The following is a 14882-nucleotide window of genomic DNA, read 5'->3' on the forward strand; positions in this document are numbered from 1 at the left end:
TAATTTTTATCAGAAACTATGAAAAGCGTTGGTAGCTGAAGGGAGTTAGGGGAGGAACTGATTGCCCCTTGAGAATAGACTCACTGATGTGGTGGGCAGTAATGGGGGCAAGCAAGATACCGTTGCGATAATGTCCGGTAGCTAACCAAAGATTGTCCCAGGCCCCTTGACCTAAAATTGGCCATTCATCGGGCGTTAACGGGCGGAATCCCCACCAGAGCTTTTCAATGGTTAAATCAGCCAGGCCTGGGCAGAGAGCCGTAGTTGCACTCAGGAGTTGGCGAATCCCTTGGGGGGTGTTACCAGGCCTGAAATCCACAGCTTCACTGGTGGCCCCAATCACAATCCGCTCGGACTGACGAGGAACCAAATAGACATCTGGGGCAAAGATCACCTGATTTAGGGGTGGGGCCTGGCCGGGTTCAAGTTTGAGTGCCAGCATCTGTCCTTTGCGTGAAATGACCGGAATCGGCAATAAACTCTGGCTCCAGGCCCCGCTGGCCAAAACATAGTGATCCGCTTGCCAAATTCCAGCCGTAGTCGCTACCCCCGTCACTTGATGATTGGTAGTTAAGAATTGATCAACTGTAATGTGGGTTTTGATCGGAATCCTCAGTTCCGTTGCCGCCATCAATAGCACCTTAGCTAAAGCTTGATTATCCACCTGGCCATCTTGGGGATACCACCAGGCCCCCCTAACTTTTGGGGCTAATCCCGACTGGCGAGCCGTGAGTTCTTCTCCAGTTAACCAGTGGGCGAGAAGGAAGGCATCCGGCATCCGGCATGAGTTCTCTAGCTGCGAGGAAATCTGTTCCCCATTGCGCTGTTCCTGATTCTCTCTCCCCCGTGCTCTTTTCTCACTACTCTCTTCCCCCTCATACACCGGTGCCAAAATCCCACAGGGCCAATAGCCGGCATCCAGGCCCGTCAGTTGCTCTAATTTACTAATCCAATCGGGATAAAGCGCGCGACTGGCTAAACATAAGTCCAACATTGGGCCGGGGGACAGTTGTTCGGCCTGGGGAGCTAACATTCCGGCCGCCGCATGGAGAGCCGCTTCTTCAAAATTGCGGGTGAGGATTGTCGGTTTAGCCCCTTGGAGAGCCAGTTCTATCCCAATAGCCAGGCCCATCGTCCCACCGCCAACAATGAGGACATCGATTGTATTGCGCTCTAGGGGCGAGAGAGTCATACCCATCGTCAGCAGTTAGATCCTCTTTTTACCATACTCTCGGGGTATCAGTACTCCAGTTGAGTTGGGTGAAATATGCGGAGAATTATGGAAAAATCACTCTAAAACGCTCACACACCAAAAGCATTTCTGGAGTGGGCTGTTGGCCAATTTCTGGTAAAACTCGAGAAAAATAGGCCCAGTGTTCCCGCCGCCAAGTAGCCAGAGTCTGATCCCCTTCACCCTCATCCGCTGCAAATTGTGCATCAACCTGATTAAATGGACAAAGCTTGACTTCGGTGGTTTCAATTACGCACAAAGGGTTATTGACTCCATCTATCACAATGCGCTTGAGACCAACTTTAGGAATTTCCTCTGTAGCTGCTTCCCATTCCCACAAAGCCGAGCAGGTTGCGGTTTTGTCCCCTCTAAGAACTAACTGCCCTAATTCATTGGCTAAATCAGGATAATCACCAAACTGTACTGCCTCAGCATGATCACGGGTAGATAAAACAGTCGGATTTGACTCTAGGTAAGCTTGCCAAAACTGAGCTACAGATTTCGCTCTACAGAACTCATCCAACATATACAAGCCAGTAAAAAACAGCATATAGCAAACAGTAATGATTCGTGAGATTAGCTCAACATTATTCGTGGCCGATTAATTTTGACTTAACCCCAGGCCTAAAAAAGAGCTACTCCTGACCAAGGGCAGTGATGATCAAACAGTCTCACAAATGAAGACGGATTGCCGTATCTTTATCTCTCGCAAGTACACACAACTGTTGGATAATTTAGCTCAATAAACCTGCCACCAATCGCTGCGAATCCAAGTTCCGGCCAATGAAAACTAGACGGGTTTGGCGGGGTTCTTCAGGTTGCCAGAGTCGATCATAGAAATAATTGAGGCGTTGGCCCACTCCCTGCATCACCAGGCGCATTGGTTTTTCAGGAACAGCCACAAATCCCTTGATCCGATAAATTTCTTCGGTTTTCACCAGAGCGTCCAGACGTTGGCGCAGGACTTCCGGCTGAAATTCCTGATCCTGAATTATATAGGCGGAATTAATCTCATCATCGTGATCATGGTCTTCTTCCAAATCATGATGACTGGGGCGAGCGTCTAAATCGTCTTCCACGGCGGCCTGAAACCCCAAAACTAAATTCAAATCGGCCTGGGCCTGGTGGGTAGCAAAGATTTTAACGCGAGGGGAGAGTTCCTGCTGGAGTTTGGTAATGACCTGGGCCTGGGTGGCAGCATCCACTTGATCGGTTTTATTGAGAATCACCAAATCCGAGCAGGCCAATTGATCTTCAAACAGTTCTCCGAGGGGAGTGTCATGATCCAAGCTCTCATCGGCCTGGCGTTGAGCCTCAATTGCGGCTAAATCTGGGGCAAATTGACCGGCCGCCACCGCCGCACAATCCACAACCGTGACCACACCATCCACCGTTGCCCCCTGCCGAATGTCTGGCCAGCGAAAGGCTGTTACCAGGGGTTTGGGGAGAGCCAGGCCAGAGGTTTCAATCAAAATATGATCGAGTTGATCCCGTCGTTTTAGGAGTTGTAGCATGGTTGGTAAAAATTCTTCCTGAACCGTGCAACACAAGCAGCCATTGGTTAACTCCCAAATTTTGCTGTCTTCACAGGTTTCAGGGGTGCAGGAGCGCAACAAATCCCCATCAATGCCAATTTCCCCAAATTCATTCACTAAGACTGCAATCCGCCGCCCTTGATTGTTTTGGAGAAGATGACGAATTAGGGTTGTTTTACCACTGCCTAAAAAGCCAGTGATGATGGTGACAGGAATTTTACTAGCCATATCGCGGGTGCCCCATGGAAAATTAAATAACGAGCGGTTGAAAGCGTTGGGCTGACCAGATTTCTATGGTTTTGATCGGTCTGAATAGCCTACCTAACGCTGTGGTTTAAGATTTTGCCCTTGATAAGGTTAATGCGGATTTTTATTTTTCACAGGGGATGGAGTAGCATCCGTTCCGGTTTCCTTGCGGCCACGATACCAACCGATGACATAGCCAATAATTCCGGCCCCAATCCCGGCTTGAGTGGCAAACAAAAGGGACTCTATCTCACCACTAGCTGGCTCAAAAATGGGATTAAACCAGGTTTCGTAGTCAGGATGAATCTCATTAATTGCTGCCTCAGCCTGGCCATCTGCACCAGAAAATTCTGCTCCCTTAGCCACCACTAGCGGGACTATGGCCAGGGAAATGACACCCAAAACCAAGATCCAATTAGTCCAAGATGGTTGATTTTTCACCGTTCTTACCTTTCATTGATGATTGTATAAAAGGGTTCTGAATTCTCGTGATCATGCGTCTTTAGTAGTGACAGGAGAAATTGAACCGAGATTGAGTAGATTTAACATCCGTAACTCATCAGGAGAATAGGCCTCGAGCCAGTTCCAAACTAAGACCGTCAACAATCCCTCACTTAGGGCCAAAGGAATTTGGGTAATCATAAAAATCCCCCCAAACTTCAGAAATGAGGCTAAAACCCCACCCACTGGGGCCGGAAATGCTAAGGCTAGTTGCAAGGATGTGACCCCATAGGTTGCCAGATCTGCTAGGGCGGCGGCTAAGAAAATCGCCACTTTCTGCTTGTGGGTTGTTTTGAGAACCAGCCAATAGACTCCATAGGCAACCAATGGGCCAACCACAGCCATCGAAACCGCATTGGCTCCTAGAGTTGTCAAACCACCGTGGGCTAAAAGCAGGGCCTGGAACAGTAAGACCAGTGCACCCAAAACACTCATCACCCAAGGGCCAAACAAAATCGTCCCCAGGCCTGTCCCAGTCGGATGAGAACAACTGCCGGTGACTGAAGGAAGTTTGAGAGCGGACAAGACAAACGTAAAAGCCCCAGCCAACGCCAAAAGCAGCTTTAATTCCGGCTGTTCCTTGACAATGCGGTTTAGAGAGCGGAAGCCAAGCCAAAAACAAGGCAGAAAAACAATCCACCAAAAGACCGCCCACTTCAGGGGTAAGAAGCCTTCCATAATGTGCATGGCATAGGCGGGAGCGGGAGAGGCGATAACCAGATAAAAACTTAACCCAGCTATCATCCCCAGACTTAACCAGCGGGAAATATTCATGTTTGCCTGTACCTCGCAGACGTAACTTTTATTGGTGTTCATCATATCGGCGGGCATTCTGACTGAGAGAACTTAGGTTAGACATTCTCATCACAGTTGCGGGACAGCGGTAGATTGGGCACTACACTTTCCCCCTTGCGTTTGATGGCTGCTCCCCACCAAAACCGATTTCACCACCATATCATCTGGCCGGATTTCCTGAGTAATTGATTGTTCCTCGGCAACTCGCGTCCTCCAGTAAATCCCCACCTTAGTGACCTGATAGGATTGAAGTAATCCAGCCAGTCATTGGCCTGGACTTGAGCGGCAATTTTTGCCTGCCCCTTGTGTACCCGTAGCTCAGCGGATAGAGCACTCGCCTTCTAAGCGATCGGTCGTTGGTTCGATCCCAACCGGGTACGTTCTTGATATACCGTTACTTCAATGCTTGCAACCCTATCTTTGTCGGCCTTCATAGTGTTATTAGCTGTTATAAACTGATAGGAGATGATGCTAAATGATGGCAAATGAGCCAAAAAACGAGCCAAATACGAGCGGTGAATGAGCGGCCGGTGTAGAGTTAAGCGTCCAGGCCAGGGGGGAAGTTTAGCGATTCAGGCGACATATTCGTTGACGTATTTCTAGAGCCACAACTCGGATCATTGGAGCACGCAGGCAATACCCGCCAACGGGATTTTCTCTAAGAGAAAGCGATTAAGCATGGCTGAGATGGCCGGGGCACGAGGTTTCCACTGGGGATTCTCGACAAACTGGCGACCACAATCACGGCATTTATAATTCTGCTTTCCACGACGGGTCGTCCCATTTTTCATGATGTCGTCTGAGCCGCAGGTCGGGCATTGCAGGAAGCGAGGGATGTTAGACATGGAACTGTTAAAGAACTACTGGACTTTTTTTATCTGACCTTTACAAAATGGCACTACTAAATTTGCCCCAAGACCAAGCAGATAAATAATAAAGTTCCGGGTAGAGGGGAACGGGGCAAGTGGATAACCAAAGGACAACAAAAATCACCACAAAACTTGAGCATAGGTAAGGAATTATCGGGATCGTGCAAGAACTGCATCTAATGCCATATTGCCCGGAATTACTGTGCCTTAGTACTGAATTTGTAAAGTCACCGTGGCTTCCACCTGTTGTTCTCCGGCAATGACTGGGGTTGGTGGGGCCGCATCAGCCGTGGTCGCAACACGCATCATCATTGGGTTAGGGGGGGGCATTGGGGGAGTAGCATTGTTAATTTGAATGCCAATAATTTGCTGGGGCTTGAGACCAAGGGTATTCAAAACAACACTGGCCTGGGCCTGGGCATCGAGGGTAGCCCGTTGGAGAGCAACTTTTTGGGCCGCAGAAAACTGGCTATCGGCTAGGATCAGGCTGACATTTTCAATCGTGGTGGCCCCAGCTTTGATGGCTGCATCTAAAATCGTGCCAGTGGATTCAGTGCTAGTGGTAAAGCTGACAGTATTCCGAGCCGTATATCCCCTTAAAATCCGTTGATTGTTGCTGTAGTCGTAGTTGGGGGAAAGATTAATCCCAGTGGTTTGGAGCTTACTAACATTATTGGCTTTCAAAACATTGACAACACTATTCATCCGGCGGGCAACTTCGGCCTGGGCATCGGTGGCGGTTTTAGCCTGAATTTCAACCCCTAATGTCACCTGGGCCTGGGTGGGAGTTACAGCCTCTTTGCCACGGCCTGTCACAGTCAGAGTACGGATCATCTCTTGGGCAAAAGCCACCGGAGTTATTAAACCAATGAAGGCAGCCATAATCGGAATAACCAGTAAGTTCTGGGGCCGAAATCTGGGGGAAAGAGCCTGGGAAGCAGTTTGTTTCATAGATGATGCAGAGTTCTTAAAGGAATTAGCTTCAATGTGCCATATTGCCGACCACACTGTTTACACAGGAAACGCTGTTTGCCGTTGTGGATATGATCGTTCTTGACGGTATGGTGAGATTGGCAGCTTGGGCATTCAGGCATAGATTAAGGGTGCAAGTGACTTCAGCTTTGATTTTTCCAAGTCTATCATTACCTTTAGGGTTCTACCCACTACTAAAAGCATCTATAGCAGTCGGTCTTCATTTGTGAGAATGACTGATCATCAGAAGCCTTGGTAAAGAATCCCCCCTCGTTGAGCCTAGGATAAAACCAAAATTTTGCAGGGATAGATAATCCTGGGCTATTCTTACGAATCATTACTGTTTACTATATCAGACTTTTACTTCACTACCTCAAGTTTGGCAGGATTCCAATATTCGGTTCCACCATCCCGTGATTGTGCAACGCCTAGATTGGTATGCCTTGACGCACCATACAATCAGCCGCAGTCGCACTGGCCACAGATACCTTAACTAAAATGTCCTTGGAACCTGATAATGGCTTTTGAACATCCTCCACTTGCATAACATCCGGGGAACCATATTGCTGACAAACAACCGCTTTCATAGAAAATTATTACCAATCCAGGATTGAACCATTGACCCTCCAGTCATTCTCTCCTGATGCTTGACAAAAGGGGCTATAGTTTGAAATGATAAACAATGCCTAATAAATAGTTTATGCGGGTATAGCTCAGTGGTAGAGCGCAACCTTGCCAAGGTTGATGTCGCGCGTTCGAATCGCGTTACCCGCTTTGATTAAAGAACATAATTGTTATTCTTACTCTCCCAGCGGATTAATAATCTCGCGGTTAGCTTGGCAACTGACAGCCGATCTGTACCTGCATGGGAAAGTCTGCTATTTCTAAAAGAAAAGTTGGCAATTATTCCTATGACGGATCTGCTCAAGGAAGAGAAAGTCTTACCTTACCCCAAATTATTGCTCTATGCGGCTGGCGTGGGTCTGCTTGGTGGACTCCTCGCTACTTTATTCTATTTAGCTATGAAATTAGGTTTTTCCCTATTATGGAATGAATTACCTGGGCGGGCAATTCTACCAACCTGGGATCAGTTGCGCTATCGCGTCTGGATCATTGCCGGAATTGGCGGCTTATTGGTGGGCCTGGTTGTCAAATATATGGGGGCAGCAGGAGGACTAGCGGGGGCAGTTCAGGAACTTCACGAAAAAGGCAAGTTAGATTACACAAAACTCCCAGGCACAGCTTTGGCCTCTTGGCTCTCCCTAACTGTGGGGAGTAGTGCTGGGCCAGAAAGTCCTCTAATTGATATTAACGGGGGTGTGGGGAGTTGGATCGCTGACCGCCTCAAGTTATCCACTCGAGATGCCCGGATTCTCACCTTCTGTGGCATGGGTGCGGGCATGGGGGTCTTTTTCTCTGCACCATTGGGGGCCGCCCTCTTTGTTTTAGAAATTCCCCATCGGCGGGGCCTGGAGTTTTGTGAGGCCATTATTCCTACCTTAATGTCCGCTTTCATGGGTTTTGCGGTCTTTCGTTGTGCCACAGGGGTGACTTTTGGCGGTATTTATGACTTTCCACCCTATGAACAGTTGCGTCCGATTGACATTGGCTCAGCCATACTTTTGGGCATTATTGGGGCTGGAGTAGGGCTATTATTTCTGGGAATTGATTTTATAATTCAACGCTTGGTAACTCCCTTACGGAATCGTCCTTTACTGCTCATTACCTTAGGGGGATTAGCCTTTGGTCTGATTGCGATGGCTTTTCCGATTACCCTGTTCTATGGTGAGGCCCAAATCCAAGAAATTCTTGATACGGGGATGCGCTATAGTGCTTGGCTTTTGTTTTTAATTGCAATCATGAAGATGCTCGCCTTAAGCTTATCCCTACAGTCTGGGTTTAAGGGTGGAGTTGTCTTTCCGGTGTTTTTTGTCGGGGCCTGCGTGGGTATGGGGGTACATCAACTAATACCGGGAATTCCTCTGTCCGTAGCCCTAGTTTGCATGATGGCGGCGATTGGAGTATCAATCGTAAATGCTCCCATGAGTATGATCATGATTCTGAGTACCATTTCCCACACCAGTATTACCCCCCTGATTACGACTGCAACTCTCACTAGTTTCATTCTGACTCAGGAGTTTTCCATTGTTCCAACTCAACAGTGTCGTCAAGATTTACATTGAGTGCAATGACTTGCGTTTCCCTAATTCCCTAAGGACACTCGCCAGGAACTGCGCTGCCACTACTGGGAGGGGAGACCTTTAGGACTGTGGCCGTGGTCGTTGCAAGAATAGCCGTTGTATTGGCATTAGCGCAGCCCGTAAATGCTGACAGGCCAGCCTCTTTAGGAGTAACTTTATATTCTCCCAAAATAGATGTATTCTCTGTTATTGCAAAGAGATACTGTGGGGTCTCATTAGGAACATTAATTTCGAGTTCATTGATAGTTTGGGCAAAAGTTGGATTGTTTAAGCGGTAGGTTTGTTGAGCGCGATTAACGGCTCCAATATTACTCTGGGCTTGACTTTCTTTGGCTCGATTAGACATGGATAGCATAGATGGAAGAGCAATAGCTGCCAAAATTCCGATAATAATCACAACAGTTAGAAGTTCAATTAGGGTAAAGCCCGTGTTCGAGTTTAGGTAACCACACCATAGAATAGCTTTAGGCTGTAGATGTGAAGATTTCATGATCAAGTCCCCCGATGATGCCTTTATAGTTCCCCATCGTTGTCATAAAATTACACTGTTGCCTTAGCTTGATCATCCAGACTATCCCTAGCTAAGCATTTAGGGCTTTATTGATGAAACTGGCTCAGTTACGTCACCAAGCAGGAGAGGGAGATTTAAGGGCTATTGCCTTACTGTTCAACCAGGCCCTAGGTCATAAAGGGATTCAAGTTAGTCCTAGCCTAAATTCTACAATCAATCCCACCAATCTTATCTTAACCCTCCGGTCAGAAGTTCCTCCAGAAGCCCAGAGTAGCCTCACCTTAATCAGTCGCGAACTGTTAACTTGGCCCAATTTACCCGCAAAAATCCTCGAAATTCAGGCCAATTATCCAGGCCAGTCTGAAGAGCTTTGGCACTACCACTTGGATTTAACGGATCCAGAAACTTTACCTAACTTAGCCATGCCCGCCCAAGCCAGGTCCAAAATCTCGCCATCTCAATCATTACCTGTTCCCCAGGTTCAGTTAGCCCCCCCATCGACTGACGCGTTTGGGTTTCCGATTCAACGATTAGATGCCCAGGCCTGGAAAACCATCGGCATTGGCGCAGTCTTGGCATTAATTCTGATTACTTTGCCATTTTTAACCTTTTTGTTTACCCCCTTAATTACCCTCGTTCATGAGCTAGGCCATGCCGCCTGTGGTTGGGTCTTTGGCTATCCGGCAATTCCTTCCTTTGACTTTATCTATGGAGGTGGGATTACAATTCATGGGAGTCGCTGGTCGTTGTTGCTCTGGGCTATTTATGGGGGGTTGGGGTATCTGGCCTGGCTGTATCGTCACAATCGCTTGACCCTGATTAGCTTGGGAATATTTACGGTGCTTTACACAGTGTCGGCCTTCAGTCCAATTCACCAAGCTCTGTTTGTGGCGATGGGTCATGGCTTTGAATTGTTGTTTGCGGGCATTTTTTTGGATCGGGCCTTGGGTGGATTTGGCTGCCGATATCCCCTAGAGCGACCGCTGTATGCAATGGCTGGCATCTTTATTATTTTCTATGATTTGCGATTTGCCTGGCGATTAATTTTTGACCCCATTGAGCAGGCCGTTTATCGAGAGGGAAAAGGTGGTTTGCTAGACCATGATTTTATCCGATTGTCCCAGGAATTTTTTCAGGTTGATTTAGCCATTGTGGTTGGTTTATTTTGGTGGCTCGTTCTTTTAACACCTGTGTTTATTGTTTGGCTCTATCGTTACCGTCAATTAATGCAGTTTGCCTTTGCACGTCTTTTTTTAGTCAAATCTGATTGATAACGATTGTCGTTTCTAAATTTTTATCAGTCAAAATAGTCTGAGTGACGCTATACTAATCAGTCTCTAGCCAATCTTAAATGAGTCGAATGATCTTAACGTGAACGATTATTTTGCAACGGTGGCTCGGGGGCTGGAAACCTTGGCCGCTCAGGAATTAGCACAACTGGGGGCGAGTCATGTTGAACCTGGCTTTTGTGGGGTGTCATTTACAGGAGATCGGAAGTTACTCTATCGGGTTAATATCTGGGCCAGAATGCCCTTTCGGATTTTGGTTAAACTCTATGAATTTCCCTGTCAAGATGCAGATGAACTTTTTCAGGGGATGCAAAAAATTGATTGGTCGGACTATCTCACGCCCGATCTGACCTTAGCCGTTAAGGCCACTGGCAAAAGTGAACGTCTAAACCATAGCCATTTCACCGCACTCCAGGCCAAGACGGCCATTGTTAAACAGCAACAGGCTCAATTTAATGATCGCTCCGATGTGGATGTTAAATCACCGGATGTCCAGGTTAGCATCCATATTGAACAGGGGACTTGTACCGTCAGTCTCGATAGTTCCGGGGAAAGTTTGCATCGACGGGGCTATCGACCAGCAGTGGGGGCCGCACCCTTGAAAGAGTCTTTAGCCGCAGCCCTAATTCAACTCTCTGGCTGGCAACCTGAGCAAATGTTTTATGATCCTTTGTGTGGTTCGGGAACCTTACCTTTAGAGGCCTGTCTGCAAGCCTTAAACATCGCCCCAGGCCTGTATCGGGAAAAATTTGCCTTTGAAACTTGGCTGGATGCCGATATTCCTTTGTTAGAGCAACTGATTCGTGAGGCAGAAGTAAGTCAAAAAGATCGTTTAGTTGCACCAATTTGGGGAAGTGATGGAGATCAAGCGGTAATTCAACAGGCCCAGGCCAATGCTATCCAAGCCGAAGTCGCTAATCATGTTTATTTTTCTGTCGCTGAACTAGAGGATATTGCTCCGCCTGTGGATAGTGGTGTTGTCTTTTGTAATCCGCCCTATGGTGAACGGTTGGGGCAAGATCTGGATTTAGGTGCGTTTTATCAACGATTGGGCTATGTCCTTAAGTCCCGATTTAAGGGGTGGACGGCGTTTATCTTGAGTGGAAATAAAGAGTTATCTCAGTCCATTGGTTTAAAGTCGGCTCAACGCTTTGGGGTCTATAACGGGACAATCCCTTGTCAGTTACTAAAATATGAGTTGTATTGAGTGAAAGTATTTCTAATTTTATTGGGTTGTGTAATTTCAAGCTATTTATGAATCACCTGTTGAATGGCTTGTTCCAATTGAACTTTTTCAAGGCTAGTAATCACAAACACTTCTTGGACAGACTTTCCTTTACGAGCAATTAGTTTGAATCCACCTATAATGGGCACAGAAACCCTTAACGTTAATTGAGGTGAACGCCCTCCACCTGGGCTAATGACGGCGGGAGTCAGTGTGGTAATTCCATCAATGGTAGCTAATCGCTCTAGGGTGACAATTAGGCCTTCGATATGGGTGGAGTGATTGAGGACAACTCGGCCTTTGGGAGGGGGAGGATTTTTACGTCCGGGTGCCATTGCCTTAATCCTGGGAATCTTGGGGGGAAATAGATTTTGGCTGCAACATGAGTTGAATCCCCAGGCCAATCAAACCCAAGGCAGCGAGGCCAAATATGCCCGTGGCCATTGTTGATAGCCCCACCACAAGAGTGCGAATTGCAACCGAGAGACTTTGGGCAATTTGGCTTTGGCTATGCAAGGGATGGGTGGTAAAACTGTAGGCAATGGCCTGGGTGAGACGATACAGTAAAATACCCAACGTTCCAGCCACTAAGGCTCCAGTTAGACAGCGCAGGGGAGTGGTTGTTTCAGTCGGGCTGGCCATCACAAACCTAGACAAAGATTTTTAGCTGCGGATAACTTACGATGAAAAGTACTCTTACCCTAGCATTCCCAGGCCAGTTTTAGGCTCATCCCTTGCCCCTAATGGAAATTACCTCAGTCGGTCTGAAAAATTTTAAGATTCACCAGGATCAACGCTTTGAGTTTCGGCCAGGAATCAATGCCATTTGTGGTGAAAACGGGGCCGGTAAAACCAGCATTATTGAAGCGGTGGCCTGGGTTTTATTTGATTACAGTGGTTACAACAAAAATGATTTGATCCGCAATGGAGCCAAGAGTGCCCAGGCCTGGGTCAATTTTATTTCTAGCTATGACGAGCGGCCCTATCGGATTCAACGCTGCACCACCAGAGGCTATGAAATTTACGATCCACAACTGCAACAAAATCTAGGCTTAAAAAATAGGGATGATATTACTCGCTGGCTGCGGCAACAATTGGGGATTACAGGGGATCTTTCCCTAAGCAACTTATTTGCGGAAATGATTGGGATTCCCCAAGGGACATTTACGGCCGACTTCTTGAAAAACCCAGAAGGACGTAAAAAAGTCTTTGACCCAATTTTACGAGTGGATGATTATAAAAATGCCTATCAAAAGGCTCTTGATCTCGAAAAGTACAGCCAGGCCCAGTTACAACGCAGCCAGCAACAATTGGCCCTCTCTGAACAACAATTAGCGGATTGGGACACCCTCAAACAACAGGTCCAGTCCCTCCAGGCCACAATTACTGACCAAGAGCAGCAATTAACCCAATTGACCCAACAGCGGCAAAGCCTAGAAAGCCAAGCCCAAGAACTCCAAACCCAGGCCGCACACCTACAAACCCTGACCCAAGACTATCAATACCGGCAACTAGAACTAACCAATATCCAAGCCCGACTCGAAGCCCAACAAGTCCAAGTTGCCGCCGCCGCCGCCGCCCAACACCTCTGCCAAAAACACCTCCCCGCTTACCAAGCCTGCCTTGAACTGAGTGCCACCCTGCAAACCCTCGAGCAACAACTCCAAGACCGCTCCCAACTTGAGCAACAATCCCAACAGATCCAGGCCCAACAGCAGCAAGCCACCATTCGACTCAGCCAACTGGAACTCCAACTGAGCCAACTCGCCGCCACCCAGACCCAAATTGCCGCGTTAGAACCCCTCTTACCCCAACAACAAACCCTAGAGGCTAACCTACAGGCGATTCAACTGGAATTGACTACCCTCCAACAAGCGGCAGTAGATTACCAAGACCTATCCACCACCCAGGCCCAAATTCAAAAAACCTTAGCCACCTTAGACCAAGAAATTACCGCCTTAGCCGCCTTGAGAGCCATCGTAGTCAAACTGCCGGAGCTTGAGGCCCATTCCCAACACCTCAACCAGCAACAACAGGAACGGGAACTCAGTCAAACGGTTCTGAATCAGTTAATCACCCTAGCAATCTTGGCCCAAACCCAACGGGTCGAACTGGAAGACCTGAACACCACCGCCCAAACCTATCTCCAGGCCTGGCCCGACTCATTACTGGGTAAAACCATCGTTACCCAAGCCCTCAGCCAAGGCCTGAGCCAATTCCAAGACCTTGATCAAAAGCTCCAGGAACTCACGGGCAGATTTCAAGCACAATCAGACTCGGCCGGTCTGGAGGATGCTTTAGCCCAGATTCAAGCTCAACTGACCACAGCCCGCCAAGCTCAACTCCAATTGGCCACTCTCCCCGGCAAACAAGAACAACAACGCCAGTATCAAGCCCAACTCACAGGCCTGGAGAACCAACTGCGAAAAATCCAAGCCCGTCTCGCCCAACTCCCCGATCTGGAAAGCCAAGCCCAAGTCTTACGGGCAGAACTAGATGGCCTGGGAAACCCCCGCGCCCAAATCAAGCATCTGCAACAATCCTTAGGCGCAAAACCCCAATTAGAACAGGCCTACGAGCAGCAACAGGCCATGATTGCGGAGTTTCAAGAACAATCTCAAGAACTGGCCACTGCCCTAAACCGCCTCAACCAACTGGAACACCAACGACAAACCAAGCAACAGCAGTATCAACTCCAGCAACCTGGCTCACAAATTTATTTACAGCATCTCCACCTGGCCCAACAGCTACCATTCCTCCAAAACCAACTCGAAGATATCCAGTCCCAGCAGACCCAACTCTCTGAAAAAGCCGCCATTCTGCAACAGGAACTAACCCAGGCCCAGGCCACCTATGATCCAACTCAACTGGAGATCATCACTCGTGAAATTAACCAGGCCGAGAGTCAAATCAATCAACTTTTGGGTAGCCTCCCTCTGCAACGGGCCCAGTTCAGCCAACTAGAAACGGAACTCGCAACCCGCCTAGAGATCCATGACCGCTGGCAACAATTACAAACCGAGGTTAACCGCCAAATCCAAATCGATCAATTTATTCAAACCAGTCGGCAAATTTTTAATCAAAGTGGACCCCGGATCACCCAATATTACATGAGCAGTATTGTCCAGGTGGCAGATCAGCTTTTTCGGGAATTACTCAATCGGGCCGATGTGGCCTTGGCCTGGACAGAAGACTATGAAATTCGCGTCCAAGAAGAAGGACATTGGCGCGGCTTCAAGAGTTTATCCGGTGGGGAGCAAATGTGTGGGGCCCTGGCGATTCGCTTGGCCTTGCTGAAGGTTTTAGTGGAAATTGATATTGCCTTTTTTGATGAACCAACAACGAATATGGATGCCCAGCGCCGCTCTCAACTGGCAACGGCCCTAAGTAATCTGAGAAGTTTTCAGCAACTCTTTGTGATTAGTCATGATGATGCCTTTGAGCAGATGACGGAAAACATTATTCGGGTCAGCCGTTCCAGTTAGGGGCAGCTTTCGGACTAGCTGA

The 14882-nt window shown here is 48.0% G+C and carries 14 protein-coding genes, 2 tRNA genes, 2 pseudogenes and 1 riboswitch; of the genes and pseudogenes, 6 read left to right on the forward strand and 12 right to left on the reverse strand.

The annotated features are described in order from the left end of the window. Positions 1–16 precede the first annotated feature (16 nt). The 5 genes from thiO to RIF25_RS09525 all read right to left on the reverse strand — a co-directional run bounded on the left by thiO (position 17) and on the right by RIF25_RS09525 (position 4287). A complete protein-coding gene (thiO, locus tag RIF25_RS09505; protein WP_322878307.1) occupies positions 17–1198 on the reverse strand; it encodes a glycine oxidase ThiO in 1182 nt (393 codons plus the stop codon). Positions 1199–1277: 79 nt separating this feature from the next. Beyond that, positions 1278–1781 (reverse strand): ASCH domain-containing protein, encoded by a 504-nt coding sequence (locus RIF25_RS09510; protein ID WP_322878308.1) that lies wholly within the window; start codon positions 1779–1781, stop codon positions 1278–1280. A gap of 184 nt (positions 1782–1965) precedes the next feature. Further along, entirely contained in the window at positions 1966–2994 is a 1029-nt protein-coding gene (gene cobW / locus RIF25_RS09515; protein ID WP_322878309.1) for a cobalamin biosynthesis protein CobW, read from the reverse strand. Positions 2995–3123: 129 nt separating this feature from the next. After that, a complete protein-coding gene (locus RIF25_RS09520) occupies positions 3124–3453 on the reverse strand; it encodes an energy-coupling factor ABC transporter substrate-binding protein (protein WP_322878310.1) in 330 nt (109 codons plus the stop codon). A gap of 51 nt (positions 3454–3504) precedes the next feature. Beyond that, positions 3505–4287, reverse strand: coding sequence for an energy-coupling factor ABC transporter permease (locus RIF25_RS09525; RefSeq protein ID WP_322878311.1), 783 nt, complete (start codon positions 4285–4287; stop codon positions 3505–3507). Positions 4288–4318: 31 nt separating this feature from the next. Next, positions 4319–4471, reverse strand: a riboswitch (cobalamin riboswitch). A gap of 144 nt (positions 4472–4615) precedes the next feature. On the opposite strand from RIF25_RS09525, the gene RIF25_RS09530 reads away from it, so the two are divergent. After that, a tRNA-Arg gene (locus tag RIF25_RS09530) sits at positions 4616–4688 on the forward strand. 342 nt (positions 4689–5030) lie between these two features. Here RIF25_RS09530 and RIF25_RS09535 read toward each other — a convergent pair. From RIF25_RS09535 to RIF25_RS09550, 4 genes and pseudogenes are all read right to left on the reverse strand, one after another. Continuing rightward, positions 5031–5153 (reverse strand): annotated as a pseudogene (locus RIF25_RS09535) (IS1/IS1595 family N-terminal zinc-binding domain-containing protein); the annotation flags it as partial. Between the two features lie 231 nt (positions 5154–5384). Continuing rightward, the gene (locus RIF25_RS09540; protein ID WP_322878312.1) at positions 5385–6128 is read right to left on the reverse strand and encodes an SIMPL domain-containing protein; all 744 of its coding nucleotides are present in this window, start codon (positions 6126–6128) and stop codon (positions 5385–5387) included. 41 nt (positions 6129–6169) lie between these two features. Continuing rightward, positions 6170–6271 (reverse strand): annotated as a pseudogene (locus RIF25_RS09545) (transposase-like zinc-binding domain-containing protein); the annotation flags it as partial. 306 nt (positions 6272–6577) lie between these two features. Continuing rightward, positions 6578–6736 carry a hypothetical protein gene (locus RIF25_RS09550; RefSeq protein WP_322878313.1) on the reverse strand — a complete coding sequence of 53 codons (159 nt, stop codon included), beginning with the start codon at positions 6734–6736 and terminating at the stop codon, positions 6578–6580. Positions 6737–6851: 115 nt separating this feature from the next. Here RIF25_RS09550 and RIF25_RS09555 point away from each other — a divergent pair. Together RIF25_RS09555 and RIF25_RS09560 are read left to right on the forward strand one after the other, a co-directional pair. Continuing rightward, positions 6852–6923, forward strand: a tRNA-Gly gene (locus tag RIF25_RS09555). A gap of 137 nt (positions 6924–7060) precedes the next feature. Beyond that, positions 7061–8332 (forward strand): chloride channel protein, encoded by a 1272-nt coding sequence (locus RIF25_RS09560; RefSeq protein WP_322878314.1) that lies wholly within the window; start codon positions 7061–7063, stop codon positions 8330–8332. 28 nt (positions 8333–8360) lie between these two features. Here the strand turns inward: RIF25_RS09560 and RIF25_RS09565 are convergent, their stop codons facing one another. Beyond that, positions 8361–8840, reverse strand: a complete 480-nt coding sequence (locus RIF25_RS09565) for a type IV pilin-like G/H family protein (RefSeq protein ID WP_322878315.1) — start codon at positions 8838–8840, stop codon at positions 8361–8363. 113 nt (positions 8841–8953) lie between these two features. Between RIF25_RS09565 and RIF25_RS09570 the strand changes: the two genes are divergently transcribed. Together RIF25_RS09570 and RIF25_RS09575 are read left to right on the forward strand one after the other, a co-directional pair. After that, positions 8954–10132, forward strand: coding sequence for a hypothetical protein (locus tag RIF25_RS09570; protein WP_322878316.1), 1179 nt, complete (start codon positions 8954–8956; stop codon positions 10130–10132). A 100-nt stretch (positions 10133–10232) separates the two neighbouring features. After that, complete coding sequence (locus tag RIF25_RS09575) at positions 10233–11357, forward strand: THUMP domain-containing class I SAM-dependent RNA methyltransferase (protein ID WP_322878317.1); 1125 nt, start codon at positions 10233–10235, stop codon at positions 11355–11357. 41 nt (positions 11358–11398) lie between these two features. Here the strand turns inward: RIF25_RS09575 and RIF25_RS09580 are convergent, their stop codons facing one another. Both RIF25_RS09580 and RIF25_RS09585 read right to left on the reverse strand, forming a co-directional pair. Further along, complete coding sequence (locus tag RIF25_RS09580) at positions 11399–11710, reverse strand: DUF2103 domain-containing protein (RefSeq protein ID WP_322878318.1); 312 nt, start codon at positions 11708–11710, stop codon at positions 11399–11401. Between the two features lie 4 nt (positions 11711–11714). Then, on the reverse strand, positions 11715–12017 hold the full coding sequence (locus RIF25_RS09585) for a DUF3082 domain-containing protein (RefSeq protein ID WP_322878319.1): 303 nt from the start codon (positions 12015–12017) through the stop codon (positions 11715–11717). Positions 12018–12118: 101 nt separating this feature from the next. Between RIF25_RS09585 and RIF25_RS09590 the strand changes: the two genes are divergently transcribed. Then, the gene (locus tag RIF25_RS09590; protein WP_322878320.1) at positions 12119–14860 is read left to right on the forward strand and encodes an SMC family ATPase; all 2742 of its coding nucleotides are present in this window, start codon (positions 12119–12121) and stop codon (positions 14858–14860) included. The last annotated feature ends 22 nt before the right edge of the window (positions 14861–14882 follow it).

This window comes from Pseudocalidococcus azoricus BACA0444 (assembly GCF_031729055.1).
Classification (GTDB): domain Bacteria; phylum Cyanobacteriota; class Cyanobacteriia; order Thermosynechococcales; family Thermosynechococcaceae; genus Pseudocalidococcus; species Pseudocalidococcus azoricus.